This window comes from Paenibacillus baekrokdamisoli (genome assembly GCF_003945345.1).
Lineage (GTDB): Bacteria > Bacillota > Bacilli > Paenibacillales > Paenibacillaceae > Paenibacillus_Z > Paenibacillus_Z baekrokdamisoli.
This window is the reverse complement of sequence record NZ_AP019308.1, coordinates 4,690,089-4,712,311: the sequence shown is the minus strand read 5'-3', so window position 1 is coordinate 4,712,311 and position 22,223 is coordinate 4,690,089. Positions and strand designations below refer to the sequence as shown.

26 protein-coding genes are annotated in these 22,223 nt (G+C 46.3%); 20 read left to right on the top strand and 6 right to left on the bottom strand.

What is annotated here, in order from left to right; translation table 11 throughout:
- The first annotated feature begins 170 nt into the window (after positions 1-170).
- The 5 genes from EKN16_RS20725 to EKN16_RS20705 all read left to right on the top strand — a co-directional run bounded on the left by EKN16_RS20725 (position 171) and on the right by EKN16_RS20705 (position 3,194).
- The gene (locus tag EKN16_RS20725) at positions 171-1,031 is read left to right on the top strand and encodes a hypothetical protein (RefSeq protein ID WP_125661595.1); all 861 of its coding nucleotides are present in this window, start codon (positions 171-173) and stop codon (positions 1,029-1,031) included.
- A 12-nt stretch (positions 1,032-1,043) separates the two neighbouring features.
- Positions 1,044-1,529, top strand: a complete 486-nt coding sequence (locus EKN16_RS20720; RefSeq protein ID WP_125661592.1) for a hypothetical protein — start codon at positions 1,044-1,046, stop codon at positions 1,527-1,529.
- Positions 1,530-1,651: 122 nt separating this feature from the next.
- On the top strand, positions 1,652-2,062 hold the full coding sequence (locus EKN16_RS20715; protein WP_232015891.1) for a YrdB family protein: 411 nt from the start codon (positions 1,652-1,654) through the stop codon (positions 2,060-2,062).
- The gene (locus EKN16_RS20710; RefSeq protein WP_125661589.1) at positions 2,059-2,514 is read left to right on the top strand and encodes a GNAT family N-acetyltransferase; all 456 of its coding nucleotides are present in this window, start codon (positions 2,059-2,061) and stop codon (positions 2,512-2,514) included. The genes EKN16_RS20715 and EKN16_RS20710 overlap by 4 nt, the downstream gene beginning before the upstream one ends.
- Positions 2,515-2,558: 44 nt before the next feature.
- Positions 2,559-3,194 (top strand): pyridoxamine 5'-phosphate oxidase family protein, encoded by a 636-nt coding sequence (locus tag EKN16_RS20705; protein WP_125661586.1) that lies wholly within the window; start codon positions 2,559-2,561, stop codon positions 3,192-3,194.
- A 37-nt stretch (positions 3,195-3,231) separates the two neighbouring features.
- Here EKN16_RS20705 and EKN16_RS20700 read toward each other — a convergent pair whose 3' ends face one another.
- Complete coding sequence (locus EKN16_RS20700) at positions 3,232-3,855, bottom strand: TVP38/TMEM64 family protein (RefSeq protein ID WP_125661583.1); 624 nt, start codon at positions 3,853-3,855, stop codon at positions 3,232-3,234.
- 78 nt (positions 3,856-3,933) lie between these two features.
- Here EKN16_RS20700 and lepB point away from each other — a divergent pair, with 78 nt between their 5' ends.
- The 5 genes from lepB to EKN16_RS20675 all read left to right on the top strand — a co-directional run bounded on the left by lepB (position 3,934) and on the right by EKN16_RS20675 (position 7,359).
- Positions 3,934-4,722 (top strand): signal peptidase I, encoded by a 789-nt coding sequence (gene lepB, locus EKN16_RS20695; RefSeq protein ID WP_125661580.1) that lies wholly within the window; start codon positions 3,934-3,936, stop codon positions 4,720-4,722.
- A gap of 170 nt (positions 4,723-4,892) precedes the next feature.
- Positions 4,893-5,405, top strand: a complete 513-nt coding sequence (locus EKN16_RS20690; RefSeq protein ID WP_125661577.1) for a hypothetical protein — start codon at positions 4,893-4,895, stop codon at positions 5,403-5,405.
- Between the two features lie 206 nt (positions 5,406-5,611).
- The gene (locus EKN16_RS20685) at positions 5,612-6,064 is read left to right on the top strand and encodes a hypothetical protein (protein ID WP_232015889.1); all 453 of its coding nucleotides are present in this window, start codon (positions 5,612-5,614) and stop codon (positions 6,062-6,064) included.
- A 138-nt stretch (positions 6,065-6,202) separates the two neighbouring features.
- On the top strand, positions 6,203-6,709 hold the full coding sequence (locus EKN16_RS20680; RefSeq protein WP_125661574.1) for an RNA polymerase sigma factor: 507 nt from the start codon (positions 6,203-6,205) through the stop codon (positions 6,707-6,709).
- Complete coding sequence (locus tag EKN16_RS20675) at positions 6,706-7,359, top strand: hypothetical protein (RefSeq protein WP_125661571.1); 654 nt, start codon at positions 6,706-6,708, stop codon at positions 7,357-7,359. Before EKN16_RS20680 ends, EKN16_RS20675 begins: the two co-directional genes overlap by 4 nt.
- 45 nt (positions 7,360-7,404) lie before the next feature.
- Here the strand turns inward: EKN16_RS20675 and EKN16_RS20670 are convergent, their stop codons facing one another.
- Positions 7,405-8,262 (bottom strand): helix-turn-helix transcriptional regulator, encoded by an 858-nt coding sequence (locus EKN16_RS20670; protein ID WP_232015887.1) that lies wholly within the window; start codon positions 8,260-8,262, stop codon positions 7,405-7,407.
- Between the two features lie 152 nt (positions 8,263-8,414).
- On the opposite strand from EKN16_RS20670, the gene EKN16_RS20665 reads away from it, so the two are divergent.
- The 7 genes from EKN16_RS20665 to EKN16_RS20635 all read left to right on the top strand — a co-directional run bounded on the left by EKN16_RS20665 (position 8,415) and on the right by EKN16_RS20635 (position 15,677).
- Positions 8,415-9,485 carry a Gfo/Idh/MocA family protein gene (locus EKN16_RS20665; RefSeq protein WP_125661565.1) on the top strand — a complete coding sequence of 357 codons (1,071 nt, stop codon included), beginning with the start codon at positions 8,415-8,417 and terminating at the stop codon, positions 9,483-9,485.
- A 21-nt stretch (positions 9,486-9,506) separates the two neighbouring features.
- Positions 9,507-10,385, top strand: a complete 879-nt coding sequence (locus EKN16_RS20660) for a sugar phosphate isomerase/epimerase family protein (RefSeq protein WP_125661562.1) — start codon at positions 9,507-9,509, stop codon at positions 10,383-10,385.
- Between the two features lie 261 nt (positions 10,386-10,646).
- A complete protein-coding gene (locus EKN16_RS20655) occupies positions 10,647-11,990 on the top strand; it encodes a PQQ-binding-like beta-propeller repeat protein (protein ID WP_125661559.1) in 1,344 nt (447 codons plus the stop codon).
- Between the two features lie 165 nt (positions 11,991-12,155).
- Positions 12,156-13,103 (top strand): hypothetical protein, encoded by a 948-nt coding sequence (locus EKN16_RS20650; protein WP_125661556.1) that lies wholly within the window; start codon positions 12,156-12,158, stop codon positions 13,101-13,103.
- 17 nt (positions 13,104-13,120) lie between these two features.
- The gene (locus tag EKN16_RS20645; RefSeq protein WP_125661553.1) at positions 13,121-13,681 is read left to right on the top strand and encodes a hypothetical protein; all 561 of its coding nucleotides are present in this window, start codon (positions 13,121-13,123) and stop codon (positions 13,679-13,681) included.
- A gap of 93 nt (positions 13,682-13,774) precedes the next feature.
- A complete protein-coding gene (locus tag EKN16_RS20640) occupies positions 13,775-14,344 on the top strand; it encodes a VOC family protein (protein ID WP_232015886.1) in 570 nt (189 codons plus the stop codon).
- A 268-nt stretch (positions 14,345-14,612) separates the two neighbouring features.
- A complete protein-coding gene (locus tag EKN16_RS20635; protein ID WP_232016572.1) occupies positions 14,613-15,677 on the top strand; it encodes a CHAP domain-containing protein in 1,065 nt (354 codons plus the stop codon).
- Between the two features lie 142 nt (positions 15,678-15,819).
- On the opposite strand, the gene EKN16_RS20630 is transcribed toward EKN16_RS20635, so the two are convergent.
- A complete protein-coding gene (locus EKN16_RS20630) occupies positions 15,820-16,191 on the bottom strand; it encodes a ribosomal maturation YjgA family protein (protein WP_125666476.1) in 372 nt (123 codons plus the stop codon).
- Positions 16,192-16,356: 165 nt separating this feature from the next.
- Here EKN16_RS20630 and EKN16_RS20625 point away from each other — a divergent pair, with 165 nt between their 5' ends.
- Positions 16,357-16,851: a glutathione peroxidase gene (locus EKN16_RS20625; protein ID WP_125661547.1), complete on the top strand. Its 495-nt coding sequence runs from the start codon at positions 16,357-16,359 to the stop codon at positions 16,849-16,851.
- Here the strand turns inward: EKN16_RS20625 and fdhD are convergent.
- Together fdhD and EKN16_RS20615 are read right to left on the bottom strand one after the other, a co-directional pair.
- The gene (fdhD, locus tag EKN16_RS20620) at positions 16,848-17,642 is read right to left on the bottom strand and encodes a formate dehydrogenase accessory sulfurtransferase FdhD (RefSeq protein ID WP_125661544.1); all 795 of its coding nucleotides are present in this window, start codon (positions 17,640-17,642) and stop codon (positions 16,848-16,850) included. The genes EKN16_RS20625 and fdhD overlap by 4 nt on opposite strands.
- Positions 17,643-17,719: 77 nt before the next feature.
- Complete coding sequence (locus tag EKN16_RS20615) at positions 17,720-20,074, bottom strand: FdhF/YdeP family oxidoreductase (RefSeq protein ID WP_125661540.1); 2,355 nt, start codon at positions 20,072-20,074, stop codon at positions 17,720-17,722.
- Between the two features lie 339 nt (positions 20,075-20,413).
- Between EKN16_RS20615 and EKN16_RS20610 the strand changes: the two genes are divergently transcribed.
- Together EKN16_RS20610 and EKN16_RS20605 are read left to right on the top strand one after the other, a co-directional pair.
- On the top strand, positions 20,414-20,953 hold the full coding sequence (locus EKN16_RS20610; RefSeq protein ID WP_125661537.1) for a PadR family transcriptional regulator: 540 nt from the start codon (positions 20,414-20,416) through the stop codon (positions 20,951-20,953).
- Positions 20,954-21,065: 112 nt separating this feature from the next.
- A complete protein-coding gene (locus EKN16_RS20605; protein ID WP_125661534.1) occupies positions 21,066-21,746 on the top strand; it encodes a queuosine precursor transporter in 681 nt (226 codons plus the stop codon).
- Position 21,747: 1 nt separating this feature from the next.
- Here the strand turns inward: EKN16_RS20605 and EKN16_RS20600 are convergent, their stop codons facing one another.
- Entirely contained in the window at positions 21,748-22,176 is a 429-nt protein-coding gene (locus EKN16_RS20600; RefSeq protein ID WP_125661531.1) for an HIT family protein, read from the bottom strand.
- Between the last annotated feature and the right edge of the window lie 47 nt (positions 22,177-22,223).

Sequence of the window (22,223 nt, the reverse complement as noted above, 5' to 3'; positions counted from 1 at the left end):
GCAGCTGTTACGATAGGAGGCCTTTTTATATTTGGAACGGTAGGACGGAGGTCAAGTCATTGCATGTATCAGCGACTGTGCTGGATTTGGATGGAACGTTATTAACCGATTAAGTCTTATTTCCAGCGAATTAATAGAGGTGTGCACTGAATTAATAAGGAGGAGTTTGCATGTCGCAATTGCGGACCATTACGTTTGTTTTCCCTAATGCTAGTTCACAGGAGAAAGCTTGGAATCATCTATTCGGCAGCCTACTGCAAGGTATACCGGCATGTCAGGGCGATCACTTCATCATCTCTTCCTCTCAAAAGAATGCCCTTCCGCAAACCTCGTTTCGTTCCGCTAATATTCCTTTGCCTAGGATTGTTTTTGACGCTGCAGAATTAGAGATGAACATGGATATTGGTCGAATCTCTTTATCTGCTGGAGTTGACGATGCCTCTCTTGGCTGGGGCAGCATGTCTACTGATCAAGCCTCTCCTCCATTACATACAGAACGTACTAGTAATGCTCTTCCTATAAGCGAGTTACATGATTTGTTGAAGGATAAGCTGGTTGGGCTCGATCACTCTGGTGTTAATATACCGACTTCTTGCATGCAGCGTGGTGAGTGGGAGGAGATTATCGGGAAGATATCAGAGGTATGCAACCTTTATCGTTATCCAGATGAAGATTGGCCTTTTATTATTCCTGCGGATGAAGCGGAATTTGCAGCTGATATTACAGCATTTACTGTCAAAAGAACACCGAAGTTCGAGTGGGTCTACGATAGCTACACAGATAAGCCGGTCTTCCAATTTGCACTGGAAACGACAATGACGCAAGCAGAAGCTGAGAAGCAGTTCCCTGCCCCATCTGGATTCGCGATTCCGGGTTTGGATCATATTTTTCGTTCCGTTATTGTGGACTCTCCTTGGCATACGGATCTCACGATTCGCATGGATCTCTACTATAAATCAGAGCAAGGTGAGCTGTCAGATTGGGAAAGTGGCGAATGGCTAATTAAGAGCGGTGGACGGATCAGAGGGTAGAAAGGAGAAGACATGTTAACAATTCGCAACATTAATAAACGAACGGCCTTAGGTGTTATTTTCATCCTATTGGGTGTTCTGATTCTAGCAGTTAAGATTTATAACCATGACGGCGAGGAGGAGAAGCTGTCCTGGTATATCAGTGGTAGCAGTGAGTCGGTGAAGCAAATACCAACGGACCGGGAAATCGTTTATTATTCGATGACCATAGAGAACCCAACCAATAAATCGTATGTAGTCAAATCCGTTGAACCGATAATATCGGACGCAGTTAAGAATTTACTTCTGGAACAGAATGTGATAATAGAGCTGACGAAGAATCTCCCTAACAATAAAAATGTTCAATACGACGGTCAATTCGAAATAAATACATCACAATTGGATGAAGAAGGACTCAAGAAGCTGATTCCGATGATCAAGAGCTATCGAGTGATTTATGATAATGACCAAGAGATTGTTTTGCAAGCTGGCTCTTACGGCGGAATGTCTGGACGTTAGCTGATTCCACCAATCCTAGCGTAAATCCCTTCCATGGAAGAGATGCATTTGAATGAGGTTATAGAGCGGATAAGTAATGATTAAGAAAAGAGCATTGTTAATGATGTTAATCAGCGTTATCGGTGAGTGTAAGGTCACAGAAAGACGAGGCTGATCGTATCATGTTCAAATTTATTAACCTACTCGTTCGCTTCCTATTAGAGCTGGTGATGATCTTCGCTCTAGGTTATTGGGGTTTTCACATAGGCCACGGAGTTGTGGTTAAGATTATTGCGGGGATAGGCTTCCCTCTTGTCTCGGCAGTCATTTGGGGGAGATTCATCGCTCCGAAAGCGCCCATTAAGCTGCCGGAAATCGGGGTAATTGCTCTGGAGTCGATACTCTTCTTATCTGCATTTATTGGCTTGTATACAACTGGACTAAAGGCTTTTGCGATTGTCTTCATCCTCATTGCCATTGCTAATCTGTCTGTGATTACGAAGTACAGATTAAGCAGTGAAAAGACTTCATACAAAAGGAAGTGTAAGAAATGAGCCAATTTCTCACAAGACAAGCAACCATACAGGATCTTAACGAGCTTGTTCAGCTATTCGATAACTATCGGGTTTACTATGAGCGGGATTCTAATAGAGATGCGGTAAGAGAGTTTCTATGGAATCGGTTCGAGCATAACGAATCTATTCTTTTTATAACGATCAATAAGGAATCTGGGGAGGGCGTTGGTTTCACCCAGTTGTACCCTTCGTTCTCCTCTGTATCTATGCAGCGTATCTGGATTTTGAATGATTTGTTCGTATCGGAGGCCTATCGTGGGAAGCAAGTGGGTAGTAGGCTGCTCGATGCAGCGAAGGAATATGCGATCTTGACGAAGGCGATGCGAATTGAATTATCGACGGCACATACGAATGAAACTGCACAGCGGCTGTATGAGAAGAATGGCTATGAAGTGAGCGCTGCATTCTTAAATTATTCTCTGAGCTTGTAAGCAATCGATTGCGTCGATAGAAAGCTGCGAAAGGATGATAACTAATGAGCTCAGCCAAGTTCAAGCACATCGTTCATACGGAGGAAGAGCTCAGAGAACTATTGGGATATCCGAGCGAGCTTGTGAAGCAGAAGGCGATTGACTATATCGATCAGCACTGTCGCGATTACATTGCAAAGACACCCTTACTGTTCATTGGAACAACGGATGAGCATGGGCTATGTGATGTTTCCCCGCGAGGAGATGCAGCCGGATTCGTACTTGTCCTGGACGAGAAGCATCTCGTTATCCCAGAGCGGCCTGGCAATCGTCGATGGGACACCTTATTGAATCTGATGTCCAATGGTCGAATTGGCCTTATTTTTCTCATACCCGGTCTGGAGGAAACGCTAAGAATCAATGGCCAAGCCTACGTCATAAGAGATCAAGATATACTAGAACAAATGACGGCTTACGGGAAGGAGCCCCTTATCGGCATTGGCGTGGAGGTTGAAGAGTGTTACATCCATTGCGCAAAGGCCTTTAAGCGCTCCAAGGTTTGGAATGCGGAGACATGGATTGAGCCGGATTCACGACCCGTAGCTTCTAAGATTCTAGCAGCTCATGTCAACCAGGCGGGTATAACAGAGACAGACATCGAACAATCGTTAAAGGAAAGCTACGAGAAACGGCTTTACTGATTCCGCTATTGATCTAGCATACTCCGACAGGATTTCCCTATGTGCTCTCTCCATGCTTCTTCTTCCAAAAACGAAAGGCAACGTAAACAAGGAGTAGAAATAAGGCGTAAACACCCAGCATGAGAATCAGAGAGCGAGTATCCGAGAGTATATTGCGGCCGATAAAAGCAAGCACGAACATGGCGGGCAATTTACCGAGCGCAGTTGCTAATGCATAGACGGGAAAGCGGATTCCCGTTATCGCTGCATAACAGTTCACGATATATTGCGGCATGACCGGCATAAGTCTTGCAGCCAGCACAAAGCGGAAGGGATGCGCTTCAACCATGTCAGTCCATCGATCAAGTGTCTTATAGCGACTTAACAGAGCTCGACCCTGTTTGCGGAATGCATAGCGGAATAATCCGTACATGGCCATTCCCGCACCCCACGCAGCAAGCCAACTGAGCAAAGCTCCAGTTACAGGACCATAAAGAAAGCCCATTATGCCAATGACGATGCTAAAGGGTACGATTGGGAAGAAGGCAAGGCCAGCTACAACGAGTACAGCCAGATACATCGGGATTTCTCCATGCCTCATCCAGTCCAGCAGTCCGTCTTTATTGACCCAGACGACAGCAATCATAACTATATAAATTAGGATGACTAACCAACGTTTCATAGATCCTCCGGTGTACGCATTTAGAAGCGTATCGCCTCATCATTCTACAATAACAGAAAAAGAGAAACGAGTGAAACAATGAAGACTGCAAAACGTTCTTTCCTACTAGCAGGTATCGCCTCTTTATTCATACCGGGACTAGGTCAGGTGTACAATGGTCAGTTGAAAAAAGCGGTTATGGTTATTCTGAGCCTATTATTCCTGCCATTTCTCATTTTCTCATACGTAAAGACTTGGTTCTGGTCGCTTCCAATCCTTATCGCGTTCCTTATCATTGTTCATTTAGTTGCTCTAGTGGATGCCATCGTGAGTGCGGCTAGAAGAAAGACATTATTCACATTACGACGTTATAATCGATGGTATATGTATGTGTCCATGATCCTTTTGTATGTATTGATCGCCAAAGCATCTCCTTTCCAATCTATTGTAGGTGTGAATGCTTTTATCGTGGACGGCCCTTCTATGAGCGGAACTTTAGTAACGGATGATCGAATACTAGTGAATACAGATGCGAGAGACTATAAGAATGGAGATGTGATCGTTTTTCCATATGAGAGACGAACATTTGTCAAAAGAATTATAGCAAGTGCTGGCGATACGATTCAGTTCAAGAATGACGTCGTATACGTGAATAAGCAGCGGCTTGAGGAGAGCTACATTAAAGCTAGCCGTGTCCGTGATTATGCAGAGCATTTAACGACTAAGGAAACGGTTGTTCCTCCAGGCTGTCTATATGTTCTGGGTGACAATCGAGTGAATAGCATGGACAGCCGTTATATTGGGATGATATCGACGGATTCGGTCACAGGCAAAGTCATGTACATTTACTATTCGAAGGATCACAGTAGGATAGGTACGAAGCTGTAGCCTCTCAAATCTATCTAAGAATGATAGCGCATTCTAAAAGTTTTATGTAATCTTTATCATTTTGTTACCATTTTGAGATTTCATTTGCCTTGGTTTGGGGTATATTAATAGTAGATGTTGGGCGTTATAAGAGAAGATTGTCCCCAGCTCACTCCAAGGAGATGTTGAAGATGAAACGAAAAGCATTAGGTGTTTCAGTTGCGATAATGGGATTGCTAGTTTTTATATCTACGGCGTATGCGGGCAGTAATAGCTACCAACCGGTGGCTAAGACGCCAGATACGATAACTGTTTTCATTAATCATATAGATAATAACGGCGGCAAGATATCCTTGCAGGCTGATGATATTCAGTGGTATGAAGGAAAAGAAGCGGATAAGGTTTTCTTGGAGCGGGAGAAAGATTCCGGTCTTGACGGTCCACCTGATGGCTACTATATCGTTAATGACGACAAACAGGTAAAGACGCTGGAAGTTGACCCGAATGCAGTCGTGTTGATGCAGATCTACGATCGTACGGGCAATATCTATAACGTCACGACGGAATGGAACCAAGCGATTCCACTCGCTAAGTTCGAAGCGATCTATCATGCCAATAAGGTGCTCGATGTTAGCGCGTATCCCTATCATTTGACGATCAAGGACGGGAAAGTTGTTAAGATCGTTCAACAATACATTCCTTAAAGATAAGATCAAAAAGGAAGAAGTCTCTCTACGAGGCTTCTTCCTTTTTTGTGGAACAAAACTGCTGCCCATGACTTGACTTTATATGTGGTAAAATGTTCCTAACAAGTATTAATGTTACTGATTTTTCGAATAAGTCTAGGTTTCCGCTTGAACTCGAAGCCGTAACTGAATCTGATTCCGAGTCTGAGCTTGTACTATATGATATGAATGATTTGGAAGGAGAGATGAAGAAGATGGTATACCGATTCAGTAAGCCTGTCCTATGTTTTATTCTCTTATTTGGTCTATCCGTGCAGCCTTTATTCGCAGCTGAGAAGACGGTTAAGATTAAGGTTACCTTGTCAAATGTCGAGCTTATTGAGAACAACCATGTAGGCAACGAGTGGCTGACAGAAGGATCTGTAAATGGGAAGGAAATCGATGAAGGATCAACGGTTGTGCTTAATCTCAAGGCATCAGATACGATAGCCTTGAAGGCATATGCGGAGGAACAGGATAAAATTCCGGATATTGGAACATCCACAACAAGCATTAAAGTATCTAAGGTAACGAAGAAGACTACTAAGTCTATAAAGGTTAAGGTTGTAGAGAATCGTGGACGGTATTCCGGTGAATCAGCTACATGGAAGTTTGATTTTGTAATCGAAAAGGCATAAAGCTGAATTTGGCATCATTGAATTCCTCCTGTCAGAAATGGCAGGGGGATTTTTTTGTGGAGGATGTGTGCGTCAGTCATTTTTTCTTATGCGAATGCAACAATTTGGCATTTGAGATCGTGTTAGGGGTGAAAGGGGATGGAGCATCTGGAGAGTCAGGAGTTATGTGAAGAAGATGGATTATCTGACCTGGTGCAAAGGTATGCCGATCTGGTACTCCGCCTAGCGCTGACTTATTTACGGAATATGCCCGATGCACAAGATGCCTGTCAGAACGTGTATATCAAACTATTCAAGCAGCGCAAGGAATTCCATGATACGGAGCATGAGAGAGCTTGGATTATTCGAGTTACGATCAACACTTGCAAGGATATGATGCGGAATCGATGGCGAAGACGATTATCCGCCATCGATGAGGCCGTTCTGATTCTACCCATCGAGGACAATGAAAGCAGAGAGGTTGTCTCATATGTACTTGCTCTGCCGAAGAAATACCGCGTCGTTATTCATCTCTATTATTATGAAAATTACAAGACATCTGAGATAGCCGAGCTGTTAGATCGGAAAGAAAGTACTGTTCGATCACAGCTTAAGCGGGCAAAGGAACTTCTGAGGGCCAGAATGCTGGGAGGGATGGATGGATGATGAATAAGTACGTAGAGGGAATGAAGGAAATTAAGGCTGGTAAGGACTTCAAGGAGAAGCTCATTCTCAGCGCAAGATCAACATCAGTTGATCCTAATCCAAATTTACAGGGTACAGGTACTAGACGAAGAAAACTCAGTATGTTCGCAGCGTGTATGCTGATTATAATCTGTGCATTTGGTCTGCTAATTGCTTTGAACAATGGTAACAACGATGCCTCGCAAGTAAAAACAATATTCAATGGTTTCATAATGACGGCCTATGCAGCAGATGGTGCTCCTGTTCCCATAAAGCCGGATATTGCATTCCCACTTGGACAGTACCAACTAACGATGAGTAATGTACCGGGATTCCCGATTGCGATTGTCTGTGACGATGCAGATTCAATTACACTAAAGGTGTCTGATGGGGAGCTGCTGCTATGGGCACCGCCGGATTACAAGGTTAAGCCTCAGCATAAGCGAACGACCCTGCAATCAGGGGAACGAATCTATTGGACACCTTTAGTTGGGGAGATAGGGTCACACAGGGTTACAAGCAGTACACTTCAAATTACGGCCTACAAGAACAACAAAGAGCTGGGCAGCCGTCTGATTGAGATTAAATCGGAGGACGGCATTCATTATATAGGTAAGCTAGTCGATCATTGAGGGACTAGGTAAGAAGCGCCTGCCTAGTAGAAGGAAGGAACTTGATTAACCCATATGTGAACGATACGTCTTGGGAGCCGCCAGGACGTATTTCTTGAATAAACGTGAGAAGTAGAAGACATCCTTATAGCCGAGCAGCGCGGCAATCTCCTTCACGCTCTTATCTGTGTTGAGTAGAAGCTTCTTCGCTTCGGCCATCTTAAGCCTGTGCATATATTCACCCAGCGGGTAACCGGTGTAGTCGTGAACGATCCGCCTTAGCGTGGGAATCGATATATGATGCCGCGCAGCGACAATCTGGCTGTCGAGCGCTTGATAGACGGAGCTCGAGAGGTCGTCAATCAGCTTATGGACGAATAAGCTGCGATTCTTGCTCTCTTGCTGGCCTAATCGAACAGCCATCTCGTATAGCAAGGATTCCACAGCCATAGCCGCTCGGTCCTGATTGGCAGGAATACCGCTTTCTAACAACTGAAATACCAGTTCCATTTTGCCAAAGAAAGTATCATCTACGCCAACGGACTTAACAAGCTCCGGCTGCTCGAACCAATGTGACATCCACTCCTGAATACGCTCCCCCTCCACTGTGAAATAATACTCATCCCAATAACCGTCCTGTTCGGGGCCATAATCAAAAGTCTCATTCGGATACAAGCAGAACAAAGAACCGGCTTCTACCGTTTGACGGACTCCACCCTTAGTCTGATAATATCCTCGCCCGGCACCAATGAATACGAAAGCCCACGATTCAAATACACCCTGATGCCGCTGATGCGTTCTTCCGGGCAGATGGCCCGCATTGATGATGGTCAGCGACTTGAGTCGCAGCCGGCTTCGATCGACCATACAATCGAAGTTGCGAATGGGTAGGGGACTGATCATATAATCCATGAATGTTGGCAAGATGTGCATTCTCCGTTCAACGAAGCTATGTTATCGTTTAGTTTAAGTCAATTAGATAGAGGAAGCAAATAAAGCTATCACAATCATCATAACGTTCATGTCTATCCCGTAAATCTCTAAACAAATCGCAGAGTTTAGGAAGGATGTAGAAAATGATAGTTAAGCAGAAGAAGTTGAACATTGGTGTGATTGGGGCGGGCTCCATATCAGGCTCTCACTTAGAAGGTTATGCAGCTTGCGAGGATGCTGTAATCTTTGCAATATGTGACTTAAATGAAACGCGGGCCAAGGCGGCAGCGGACAAATACGGTGCTACGAAGGTATATACGGATTATCGTGAACTGCTCGCTGATCCGGAAATTGATGCGGTAAGCATATGCACATGGAATAACAGCCATGCGGAGATTAGCATCGCTGCGCTTCATGCAGGGAAGAATGTCATGTGCGAGAAGCCACTATGCAAGACGATGGAAGAAGCCAAGCGGGTTGAAGCAGCTGTTAATGAATCCGGCAAATTGCTGCAGGTGGGATTCGTGAGGCGCTACGCATCGAATACAGCGGTACTAAAGCGCTTTATTGATGCTGGTGAGCTTGGCGAGATCTATTATGCGAAAGCCTCCACTATACGCAGGCTGGGTAATCCTGGTGGTTGGTTCTCCGATTCGGAGCGCTCAGGTGGGGGACCGCTTATTGATATTGGTGTGCATGTTATTGATCTATGCTGGTATTTGATGGGCCGACCAAAAGTGAAGTCCGTCAGTGGCAATACCTACCGCAAGCTGGGTAATCGCTCCCACATCCAGAACTTATCCTTCTACCAGGCAGCGGATTATAATGCTGAGCTGAATGATGTAGAGGATATGGCTAATGCGCTTATTCGATTTGAGAATGGAGCCTCAATTCTAGTGGATGTGAGCTTCAGCTTGCATGCTAAAAGTGATGAGTCAATGGTTAAATTATATGGTGATAAAGGCGGCGCGGAGATTGAGCCCGAGCTTCTCATTGTAACCGAGCAGCTGGATACAATCGTGAATATTAACCCTCAGATTGATGATCGGGGCTTTAATTTTCAAGATGCCTTTTCGAATGAAGTCAATCATTTTGTACAGAGCTGTCTAGGTCACAGGGAGACGTTAAGTCCGGTTCAGGATGGCGTGGAAATAACGAAGATTCTAACGGCCATTTATGAATCCGCAGCTACAGGGAAAGAAGTTCAATTCTAAGGAAGGGAGATGTCCTGATCAATGGTGAAACTAACGAATAAAATCGGTGTTATCGTCGATAGCTTTGGGATTGGCGTGCGTGATGGCTTGCTGAAAGCGAAGGAAGTTGGCGCAGAAGGTGTACAAATCTATGCCGTTTCCGGTGAAATGGACCCTCAGAAGCTGAACCCTGAGGCCAGACGTGAGCTGCGCAGCTACATAGCAGATTTAGGGCTGGACATTTCCGCTTTATGCGGTGATCTCGGCGGTCATGGCTTCCAAGATCGCGTTGCAAATGCGGTTAAAGTAGAACAATCCAAGCGGATTCTTGACCTCGCCGTTGAGCTGGGTACGAACATCGTAACGACGCATATTGGTATCGTTCCAGATGATCGAAATAGCGCTATCTATGAGGCAATGCAGCAAGCCTGCGAGGAGCTTGGGCAGTATGCGAAGAGCTTAAATGCTTATTTTGCCATTGAAACGGGTCCTGAGCCTGCAGCTCATTTGAAGAGCTTCCTAGATACTTTGAGCACGAATGGGGTATCGGTTAACTTTGACCCAGCGAATATGGTTATGGTTACGGGGGATGACCCGGTGCAAGGGGTATTGACGCTTAAGGACTATATCGTGCATACGCATGTGAAGGATGGCCGAAGATTGCGTGTGGTTGACCCGCGGCAGGTCTATGGCTTCCTCGGTTATGAGAAAATGAGCCACGAGCATATTGCCGAAATGGCGTCGGCTGGCGCGGACTTTGAAGAGGTGCCGCTAGGTGAAGGTACGGTTGATTTTCAAGCTTACTTTGCAGCGTTAAATTCAATTGGCTATAACGGCTATTTGACCATTGAACGTGAGGTTGGTGCACAGCCAGAGCTGGATATCCGCCGTGCCGTGGAATTCATCAAGGCTTATCGTTAGTTTGAAGTGAGTAGGATTACCCATCTTGGGTAATGGTGAATGGAATGAGGCGAGGCGATCACCCCAGTATGAGGTGGTCGTCTTTTTGTGCTGGAATCTTCCTATCGCTTGTCTTTGTAAGACTCTCATCGTCTGGCTTATAGCGAATAATCGAAGCTTTGGCGCTTCTTTCAAATCGACATGCATGCAACATTAAATGGGGAGAAGCCGTTAGATAATTGTATAAAAAGGGCGAATAAGGATGAATAAGGATGGTGTTCAATGAGAGAACTAAGAAGAATCGTAATGAAACGAGGCGCTAGAGCTGCGGCTGCGCTCCTAACGGTGTCTGCCTTATTGTTATCGGGAACAGCGGTCTACGCAGGGATCGATCCCCACACTTCTTATGTTGGAGCTAACTTTGATACGTCGACGGTCGTACCGACTGTAAAGGTGCAGTGGTCCGTTATTGCGGACAAGCTTCCGGATGATTTCCGGATGAATGAAGGCTACGTTGCCGCGAGTAGTTCTACGCTATTCGTTATCCAGAGTGGCAAGCTGCTGGCGATTCAGGCTCGTACAGGGAAGAAGTTATGGTCATTTGGCACGCACCTGAAAGCTCCGCTGCTGTATGAGGATGGCCGTATTGTGGTGAATTCAGACAGCGGTAATTTATATGGAGTCGATGCTATTAAGGGCAAGAAGTTGTGGACCACTAGTGTGCCAAGTAAGGAAGCAACCAAGCTCTTTGCAGATAAAGGACAATTGTATGTGATGAATGGGGATATTCAAGCTTATCGGATATCCGATGGCAAGTTCTTGTGGAAGGATAATTATAGCGAACAGCTTCCGTCGGATCAGCTGCTTGTGCAGGGTAATCGCCTACTTATTGAGAATACAGAATCAGGCGCATATATGTATAGTGTTCTTCATGCCTTCGACAGTAGTACGGGCAAAGAAGCATGGCGCTTAAATAATGAGACGTTCCCCATTGATGCTCGCGGGAATAATGTTATTTCATCACGGGCGCAGACGATGTTCGACCACGTGATGCTAACGACGCTTGATACTATTGACGTGCAGACAGGGAAGGTAGTGAAGACGCAGGTTTATAATCCGCAGAACATCGATGTGGCGAAGAAGGACTTTTATGGACCCGGTCATACCTGGATTATTGGAGACAAGGTATTCATTGCCTATCAATCATCCGTGTATAGTTATCCGCTTAATCAAGATCCAAGTACAGTTAAGAGAGAGGCCTATAAGTTAACAGGCATATCGGATCAAGCAACCCTTGCAGCGGGACCTTATGATGGCAGGCTGATTTTTGCGTACAGTGGTCAAGTATACGGCGTGAAGATGGTCAATAATAGTCCGATCTCCTACAATGCAGGGATGTCCAATCCGGTAGCGAGGTTTGACATAATCGGTCAAGGCATCTATGTGGCTCTGACGGATGGGAAGCTGATCGCAACAGATCTGACAACAGCCAAACCGGTGCTTCAGCTTCAAACGTACGCAAGAGTATTCGGAAAAACCATTGCGGTAGATGGCATGATCATTGTGCAGACCAAGGGCAAAATGCTCGCGTTCCCGGAACCGAAACAATTGAAGGTGAAAGCTTAGTTCAAACCTTTCATTAAGAGAAGTAAGATATTCCTCTTGTTCGAGGCACTAAAGTAGTTATTCTTCTAAAAATGCATAACTGATCGTAAGGTGGAGTAACGTGCTTCGGCAGTTGCTCTACTTTTATTTCATAAGAAAATAAGTAGCTAAACGGGAGGATGACCTATGCTGGATGCTTTGAATGCAAAGCTGGCAGCCGCCAAGGAACAGGGAAGACGCCATGAGGTGTGGCAGGGTCGGCTGGGACGCTTGCAGCAGGATTTGGTTACAGAGGAGCAGAAGCTGAAGGTATGTGAGGAGCAGCTTCGAGAAGAACAAGGTGATATAGATCGGCTGTTGAAATTATCCTTTACATCACTGTGGGCGGCCCTATTGCATAATAAACAAGAGAAATTGGCTCATGAGGAGCAGGAGCTGCTAAGCGCGAAGTTGAAGCATGAAGAAGCGCTGCGAGAGGTGAAATCCATTCAAGAAGATATTGGCGATCTGGAGCAAAAGCTGCAGGGCGTACAGTATTGGAAGCAGGAGCTGGAGCAGATCCTTCGTGAAAAGGAGCAGATCATGCGAAATGAGGGGACGGAGCGGAGTATTCAGCTTCACAAGCTGGAGGATCAGAGATCCGATCTCGTTGTTTTGGTGAAGGAGCTTCAAGAAGCTTACAGTGCCGGTCAAACCGTACAAACCCATCTGAACGTCGCAATTGACCGCATGGAATCCGCCAAGGGCTGGGGGACTTACGATCTTCTTGGCGGCGGAATTTTATCAACTCATATGAAGCATTCGCGAGTGGATGAAGCGATGGATAATATTCGAAATGCACAGAATAGTCTTCGCCGCTTCCAACAGGAGCTTAGCGACGTTCGTTTAACTTTGAATGTCAGGTTCGACGCCAGCAATTTTCTAAAGTTCTCGGATTATTTCTTTGACGGATTTATTGCCGATATACTCATGCAAGGAAAGATTAAAGCGACTTTAGCTCAAATCGAACAGAAGCATGATGAAGTTATAACTGTTATGACGCAGCTTGGAGATGCGAAGCGCAAGGCAGAAGCAGAGCTCGCGGGAATCGAAAGGCATTATATATTCTTGATCGAGACAGCAGAGGATGTGTGAAAGGGGGAGGGGAGAAAATGAAACGATTAAGCTCGTTGTTAGCTATGCTCCTATTGATAATAACAGGTTGTAATACGGATACCGGCTCGAAAGAGAGCTCTGGTACGGAGCAGCCCATTAAGGAAGTCGCAGAGCAGCCAAACAGCATGCCTGAAGAAATGCCAGCTATGTTCGATTTCCTCGTTCGTTTCGGTTATGGAGAGGTTGCGAAGAATGAAGTGAATACCTATCAAGATACGGTCACAAAGGATTTGGTCGTGAAAGGGACGGCAACGGCCGACATCACTTTGTCCATGGATGAGATGCGCAGTATTTATGAGAAGATGAGAGAGATCAACATTATGGGAACCAAAGAGTTGGTCCCAACCAACTCGAACTGCGCTAAAACTCCCTATATGGAGGATAGCTGGAAAATTAGTATAGATGGAGAAACGAAGACTCTAACTTGGTCAGAGAAAAGTTGTGATACAACGGACGATGCAAAGCAGCTGTTGGAATTGCGAAACTTTATCCAACATATCGTTGCGAGTAAAGATGCGTATAAAGCCTTACCAGAAATAGAGGGCGGTTATGACTAAGAAGACTCGCAAGGCACATAAAATATGATAAAAAAAGACACTCAATCACTTTATACCCATGGTAAAATTATGGAATATAAGGAGGGCTGCTAGTTGGTTACAGATACCAAGACCAAACAAAACTCAGATGCATACAAACCCAGTATCATCCCAAAATCCTTAGAAGTAGTTCAAAGCTTTAGCGAGGATAAAACAACGGTTAACGAGTGGAAACAATTAAATGAGCACAAAGATACAAATGACAAAGGACGGGATGGCATGAGTGAGCAGGCGGTAAGAGCCAATATATCAGGAGCATCCATTGTTTTGCTGGTTTCAGACATTAAGGCAGCCTCTGACTTCTACAAAAGTCTGGGATTCAAATATGAGGAAATTGGTGGGCCTGATGTTGCCCATGTACACGTCTCAAGAGATAACATTACGTTTGTTCTGCATCCTGCAAAGATTAAACGGGATGTTAGACCAGCCTCTTCTGTAGAAGGCGGACTGTATTTTGATGTATTTGCATACACAGACGCTGTAGATCTATTGGTTGAAGAATGCCGCGTCCAAGGTGTGGAAATCGTGGATGGCCCTAATTATACGGAGCATTGGAGCGAATTCACCATGAGGGATGCTGACGGGTATCGCATTGCTTTTGGCGGTGGAGTGAGTAAGAAATAGGGCTAAGCGAATCATTTCATGGGAAAACAAATTGCACTCGTAATATTTATTTTAAAGGGAATTGGAGACGTCAAAATATCAGTCTGGATGAAATCGAGATCATGGTTGCAGCCATAAAAGGTTAAATTGAAATAAGGGATTGCTGAGATTGCAGCAATCCCTTATTATTGTATTTCCAATAAAATAAGGAAGCAACGGGTGGGAGATTAGTAGGTAACAGGAGAGGTAGAAACTCGCGTCGAAATGAGGAGGCAGAACTTTGAACAGTGTGACAACGGATAAACGATTGGATAGCGTGCGTGAACACCTTCAACAAATGATTATGTCTATCGATAGTGCGATTCGGAGACAGGAAGCGTGTGTTCAGTTGTATGGGGTATCCACCTTTGCTTCGATGATCGCAATGAGAAGAGGATATGATCAGGAACTGGCGGAGATCTCAGGACTGCTTCACCACTATTACTACTATAAAACCGGTGTCAAAGAATTTCCCGGCGCCAACAGCGCTGAGGCCGTACGGCCTTGGATAAGAGATTTGAAGATTTTTACCAAAGAGGAGCAGCTTATCATTCAGCAGGCGATCTTCTACTGGGAAGACAGAAGTAAGGTTCATGGTCCATATGATGAAATCGTCAAGGATGCTTATGTGCTGCAGTGCTATTTTCAAAATACGAGCCGAAGCGTCTCTCAGCAGGATGCCGTCCGACTTCGCCAAGTGCTTCGTGAACTGGGGATTCCGGAGAAGATTGTGGAAGAAGCGCCTTGCAGTGATAGAGAAAATCTATTCTTTCATGCAAACAGACGCAGCAAGCTAGCCGACATTGCCGAAGCACTCGCGGGTGATTCGATAATTGGAGTGCCGGGAGATGAGCGATATCGAGAAGTATGCCAACATTGGCCCGATCCAGATATTTATAAGGTGTTGCAGAATAGTTGGTGTGCGGCTTTTGTATACCACTGCTGCAGGCAAGTCGGATTACGGATGCCGATTCGCTATCCGAACGGGATCTGTCGGTTCGCAGGTGTAGGGGCTTGGCTAGAATGGGCGCAGCTGCCTGAAACGGGATTCCTTCATTATGACCAAGATGGATTTACTCCACAGCGCGGTGATATTGTGATCTACGAGAAATTGCTATCCGATGACTCTCATGATCATATTGGCATTGTTTTAGCTAGCGATGATCAAGAAATAAGGGTTGCAGAGGGAAATCGAGACAATCAGAACTACTCCTGCGTCTTCCACAGGGACAGGCGGCATTGTATTCTCGGCTATATTCGAATTGCTGATGACTATCAATTTCAGTTTAGCGGCAGCTATAATCCGATTCTTTAAGGATAGCGAAGCGGACGGAATCGTTCTGAAGAAGCGATAGCGTTCGCCTTTGTCTCCGTATTTCTACCCCTAAGGGATAGAATCAAGAAATAGGGAGACAACAGCGATCGTAAGAATGATCCGTCCGCGAAGCGGGCTTATGTTAGCGAACTCCTCTGTGAATCGATCTATCAACAACAAAAGCAATCATAATACCTACCGTATACCGGACTAAATCCACGAACAGAAACCCTTTTCCAAGAACCAAAGCCCCAAGCAGCGTGCTTCTAATGCTGTTGATCCAATCCGCTTGGTATAGCTGACTGAACTCAATCGCGAAGCAGAAGATCAGACTGACACCCGCTGCGAAGCCGCGACTTTTGTTTATCCCAATAGCACGAACACCTAAGTAAATCATAATCGCCCACAATGCATCGCCAGCGTTGCTGGAGATAAATTCGGGTAAGGAATCGGGAAACTTCCTTGAGCCAAGTCCAAGTACAATGACAACAACAGCTGCAGCAAGATATACCATTCTGGCTTTCACAGGAAATCAGCCCCATAACAATTAATGTAGAATTTGACTCTTATTCTAACATGCGGAACTGGGGGAGAATATAAATCTAGGCAAAGGGGTTTTCAAAATGAATTAAATTGTTTAAAATAAGATTGTATAAAATTAAAATATGAGGTGATCGTAATGAACGTATTCGATTTCACTGTCCAGACACCCCGAGGTGAGCAAAAACCGCTTTCAGACTACCGCGGTCAGGTGCTGCTTATTGTAAATACAGCGACGAAGTGCGGGTTCGCCAAACAGTTTGATGAGCTTCAGAAGCTCTATGAAACCTATAAGGATCAAGGCTTCACTGTGCTAGGCTTTCCGTGTAATCAGTTCAGGGATCAGGAGCCGGTCAAGGACGGAGAGATGGAGCAGGCTTGTAAAATCAACTTCGGCGTCACGTTCCCTCTGTTAGCCAAGATCGATGTGAATGGGGCAGATGCAGACCCGTTATATAAGCATTTGAAGAAAGAGGCTTCCGGTTTCCTTGGATCCTCAATCAAGTGGAATTTCACCAAGTTTCTTGTTGATCGGGACGGCAATGTCGTTAAGAGGTTCTCACCTTCAACGACGCCGCTCAAATTCGAGAACCGGATTCAGAAGCTGGTGGAAAAGGTAGCCATACCTAATTAATCGGCGGTTATGACCCGCTGCCCATGTGTATAGATATTCATCTCCTGTCCGCGGATAAAGCCGACACAGGTGATACCCAGATCATGAGCCAGCTTAAGCGCGAGGTCGGTGGGGGCAGACTTCGAGAGAAGAATGCCAACGCCGATTTTTGCTGCTTTCAGGACAACCTCGGAGGACATCCGCCCACTGAAGGCGATGATTTTATCCGTAATGGGCAGCTTGTGCTGAAGTCGGTAGCCGAAGAGCTTATCCAGCGCGTTATGCCTCCCGATATCGGAGCGCACCACAAGCAATTCCGTAGTTGAGCACAGAGCTGCGTTGTGAAATCCACCTGTACGCCTGAAATCATCCGAGCCTTGCTGCAGCTGCCAGATGAGATGCAAACATTGCGCAGGTGTGATTCGGACGGTGCTTGTAGAGGTGCGAGCGGTACGGGCGTCATTTTGAAAATAAAACTGGCGGCTCTTCCCGCAGCAGGAGCCAATCATCCGCTTCGCATAGTCATGCTTGCTCGTCGATTGCTTGATGTGGAGCTCGACATAGACGAAGCCGCGTTCCTCATCTAACCGGAGGGACTGAATTTCGTCAGCTTGACGGATAATGCCTTCCGAAGCGAGAAATCCGATCGTCATCTCTTCCAGATGGGAAGGGGAACAGACGATAGTCGCGAACTCCTCGCCGCCCAGCCGGATCGTAAGCGGATATTCCGCTGCGATCTCATCTTCTTGATCTAACGCTGCTTCGCTCGTATATTTGCAAATGCGCCAGCGTGTGGTCACTTTGGGCAGCATCGTGAAATCACCTCATTTTCCAAATTGGATCTCTTCATTAAAATTGATTCTCTTCGTATGACACAACTACACAGCTGCTACCCGATAACTTCGGTCTCCAGCTCTTCAATTCGTTTCTCTACGTAACGTTTATCCTTCAGCGCGAAGTAAGTTTCGGCTTTCTCCAAGATAGCTGCTGCATTGTATTCGGGTATGCCAGCATGCGGCTCGTATACGCCCTTGGGCAGGAGCACATTACCCTCTGGCCAGTAAAGCTCTAGATTGCCAGAGGCAATATCGACGAGTTTGGCACGACCATGGAAGGTGCCGTACTGATTATAGGCAACAACCGCATCGTCTTGTGCAATATTCAGCTTCTTGGCATCTTCCAAGCAGAGCAGTACATCGAATCGATCGGCCGCGTTGAAGGGATCCGTGTCGCTATAAATCATCGAGTTAAATTGCTTGCCCCGCCTTGTCGTGACGTAGAAATGTCCTTCCGGTTTGCGAAGCTCAGGCAGTTCCACCGCAATGAGATTGCCCCGGCCATCCGGAGTTGGGCAAATTCCATCCTCGCACAACCATGCTCCACCCCACTGAAACACATCACCTTTATTACGAAGATGCTGAACCCCTTCATAATTGGGCGCGGCTGCGGCCATTTCTTTGCGGAGAGCATGAGCATCCTTGAAGGTAACGAGCTCCTTATGCTTCGGATAGACTCGTGCTGCAAGATCTCCATAGATCTGACACTCGGGCCTAGCCTCAGGTATCCGTGGCCCTTCAATTTCAGGGGAGAAGTAGACCATCCGCTCTGTCGAGGTAGACGTTCCGCCGCCAGGCTGCTCATAACGTGTCATCGCGGGCAGCACAAGAACGGTTTCCCTCGCATCAACGAGCGTTGAGGTGTTGAGAACGATATCCTGATGAACGCGAATATCTACCGACTCCAAGCAAGAGCGGACAAACTCCGGCTCCGGCATCGTCTCCAGAAAATTACCGCCCGAGGTATAGAAGAGCTTCAGCTTCCGCTCGTGATCATAGGGTAGCAGTGCATTCTCTAGGGTGACACCGACAATGTCACCCTGCCATCTCGGCAATGGAAATCCCCATACCTTCTCGATGCGAGGGATGTCAGCGCCCTTGAACTCACCGCCAGGCAAGCTGAATGGATCAGCTCCCATCTCGCCGGACCCCTGCACGCCGCTATGTCCGCGAATTGGCATTAAGCCGCAATACTCGCGTCCGAGAAAACCGCGAAGCAGGGCAAGATTAGCCACTTGCGAGATGTTATCCGTACCGAAGCGATGCTGCGTAAGTCCCATACTCCAGACGAATACGGCTGATTTTGCACCAGCCAGCAGTTGGGCGAATTCGTACATTCGCTCCTGCGTTAAACCAGAGGAACGCTCAAGCTGCGACCAGCTCTGCTGCTGGACATGAGATCGGAGAGACTCATAGCCATTCACATGCTCACGTACGAAGGTATGATCAATTGCGGAGCCAGGCTGCGCTCGTTCCATCTCGAACCAATGCTTCATGACACCATGCATGAAGGCGATATCTCCGCCGATGTTAACCTGATAGAAGTCATCTGCGATCTTGGTGCCGAATAAGGCGGATTCGGGAATAGAAGGAACCCAATAGCCGTCCATCGCGGGCTCGCGGTAAGGGTTAATGACGATGATCTTCGTCCCCTTACGCTTGGCGGCGTACATATATTTGGTCGAGACCGGCTGGTTGTTCGCCGCGACGCTGCCCCAGAAGACGAGGACATCGGTGCCGATCCAGTCCTTATAATTACAGCTTGAAGCACCAATTCCGACTGACCGCTTGAGTGCGGTCTTGGAGGGAGAGTGGCAGATCCGCGAAGCATTGTCGATGTTATTCGTGCCAAGGAAGCGTGCTGCCTTGGCTGCGGCATAATACGATTCATTCGTAATTCCGCGAGCGGTTAGGTAAAAGGCAAGCTGCTTCGGATCGATATGCCGGATCTTGTCGGCTACCATATCGAGTGCTTCATCCCAAGTGATGCGGCTGAAACTACGTTCGCCATTGCGACGGATCAGAGGATAAGGCAGCCTTCCCAGCTTACGGAGCTGGGTGCTGTCCATCTGGCGCAGCTCGTCGATATCGGCGTGCAGAATCTCCTGCTTAATGGCAGGCATCGTGTTGAGCCGCAATAGGTTCAACCGGGTCGTGCACAAGTGAGGGCCATCCAACGTCTGGTCATACAGACCGGATACACCGAGTGCGCAACCATCACAAACCCCTTGCGTTAATATTCGAAAAGCATAAGGCAAATTGTCCTTGTTCTCGGCCATTACCTTAATTGTATCGCGAATATGATGCGGTTTGATTTTGCCAAGGCCAAACGGGACCTTGCTCACCCACAGCTTCGAATCTGGTTTGCTAGGCAGCTTAATTGGCCCGGAATGCTTTGTTTTCCCCATCTATAAGACCTCCCCAAGATTGGCTGATTCCTGCATTGCCCGGTAACAAAAAAACCGCTTAGAAACCATGGTTTTTCAGTACGAAAAAATCATGGTTTCTAAGCGGTTAGTCTCTCGCAGGTTCGCTGCAAAGCCCGCAGAATCGGTGACAGGAGCGCTGTTCCGTATAAAACGGATGGTTAGTAGGGATCTTTTCCCCATCTTAGCAAGAAAGCGCTTCACTGGCAAGGATGATTGACTGCGTGTGGCTTTGCTATAGAGGGAAATCGGTTTCGGCGGTGAAACCATCTATGTTATACTATTTTGAGATAAACACAGCTATTTAGGGGGGACAACGGGATGAATGCTTTATCTTACGCTTTGCTCAGTGTGCTTAATCGGAAGCCTTTCACCGGTTATGAGCTGAAGAAGATGATGGAGCTGTTCTGGCAAGCTAAATACAGCCAAATCTATCCCCTGCTCACGAAGCTCGAGCAGGACGAGCTGCTCACCTTTGAGCTCATTGGTCAAACGAGCAAGCCAGATAAGAAGATATATAGTATTACAGAAAAAGGCGTCGCAGCCCTCAAAGAGTGGGTTATTCATGAGCCTGCTTCTACCCCGGTTATGCGAGATGAGTTTCTAGTAAAGCTCTATGCAATTGGGCTTACGGATCCAGAGACCGCTAGACGTATCTTTAATGAGCGGCTTGCTGCCAAGAATACCAACCTTGCACGGCTTCAGAAGGAAATCGATCTTATGGAGAGTCAACCGGATGCAGGACTGACAGATATGACCAGCAAGCTATTCGGCAGATATTTACTGTATAAGCGCAAGTTCCGTTTAGAGAAAGAAGAGATTGAATGGGTGAACTGGGCGATGTCCTTTATTCCTCAGTAAAATATATCCAGTGAGCTTAAGGGTGCTCCGTGCTATAATGATTACCGCTTCGTAGAGCGAAGCCGCGGTTCGAGACACTCCCGCGTTATCAAAACTAGGAGGTTTATTTTGTATGTTTAATTTTTTATGGGGTGTATTATTCGTCCTTGTCAATTTTTCGTTGTTTCTGATTTGCTATAAAGCATTTGGTAAGCATGGCTTATACGCTTGGGTAGGGGTGGCGACCGTTCTAGCTAATCTTCAAGTGGTCAAGACGATCGATATGTTCGGCTTTGTTATGACACTGGGGAACACGATGTATGGGACGATTTATTTGACAACCGACCTGCTTAACGAGAAGTACGGGGAGAAGGAAGCGAAGAAGGCGGTATGGTTCGGCTTCTTTATTCTCATCATGACGATGATTGTCATGCAGATGGCACTTCGGTTTCAGCCTGGTGAATCCGATATGGGCCAAGAACCGCTTAAGCAAATTTTTGACTTCCTGCCGAAGATCGCGCTTGGCAGCTTATGCGCGTATTTCACAAGCCAGTTTCTCGATGTACGAATCTATACGTTTATGAAGAAGATATTCCCGGGTCGCAATCAATTATGGATCCGCAACAACGTGAGTACGAGCATCAGCCAGTTGGTTGATTCCCTTATCTTCTGCGCGATTGCCTTTGGATCGGAATATCCTTGGGGCGTGTGGGTGGAGATCTTCCTAACGACCTATGTGCTTAAATTTGTCATCTCAGCGGCTGCTACGCCGGTTCTCTATATGGCACGAAACTTTAAGGTGGATCAATCTTAAACTATGTCCCCATTATTCCCGATCTAAGCTTGTCTCTAGTCACGGACAATCTATCTTTGGCAAGCGTTAGATCAATGGGCTCAACCCAGGCGAAACCATCTGACTGATACCTCGGAAAGATATGCATATGATAATGGTTCAAATCATTAAATGCTCCATTATTCTGTATGACCGTGATTCCATCAGGATTGAATATAGATTTTAATCCTTTGGCGATGAGTTGGGATGCCTTCATGACAGCGCTGATTGTTAAGTCGTCCAATTCATCTAGATCATGATAATGCTGCTTAGGGAGTATGAGCACATGACCTTCATTAAGAGGAGCGATATCTAGAAAACAAGTTACGAGCTCATCCTCATATACAATCTGTGTATCCTCGATTTTATTGGCAAGTCTGCATCCCAAACAATCGATCCTGTGTTCGTTCATTGTTACCCTCTCCTTCCTTCGCGGTCGAATACGGAGTATATCTATGT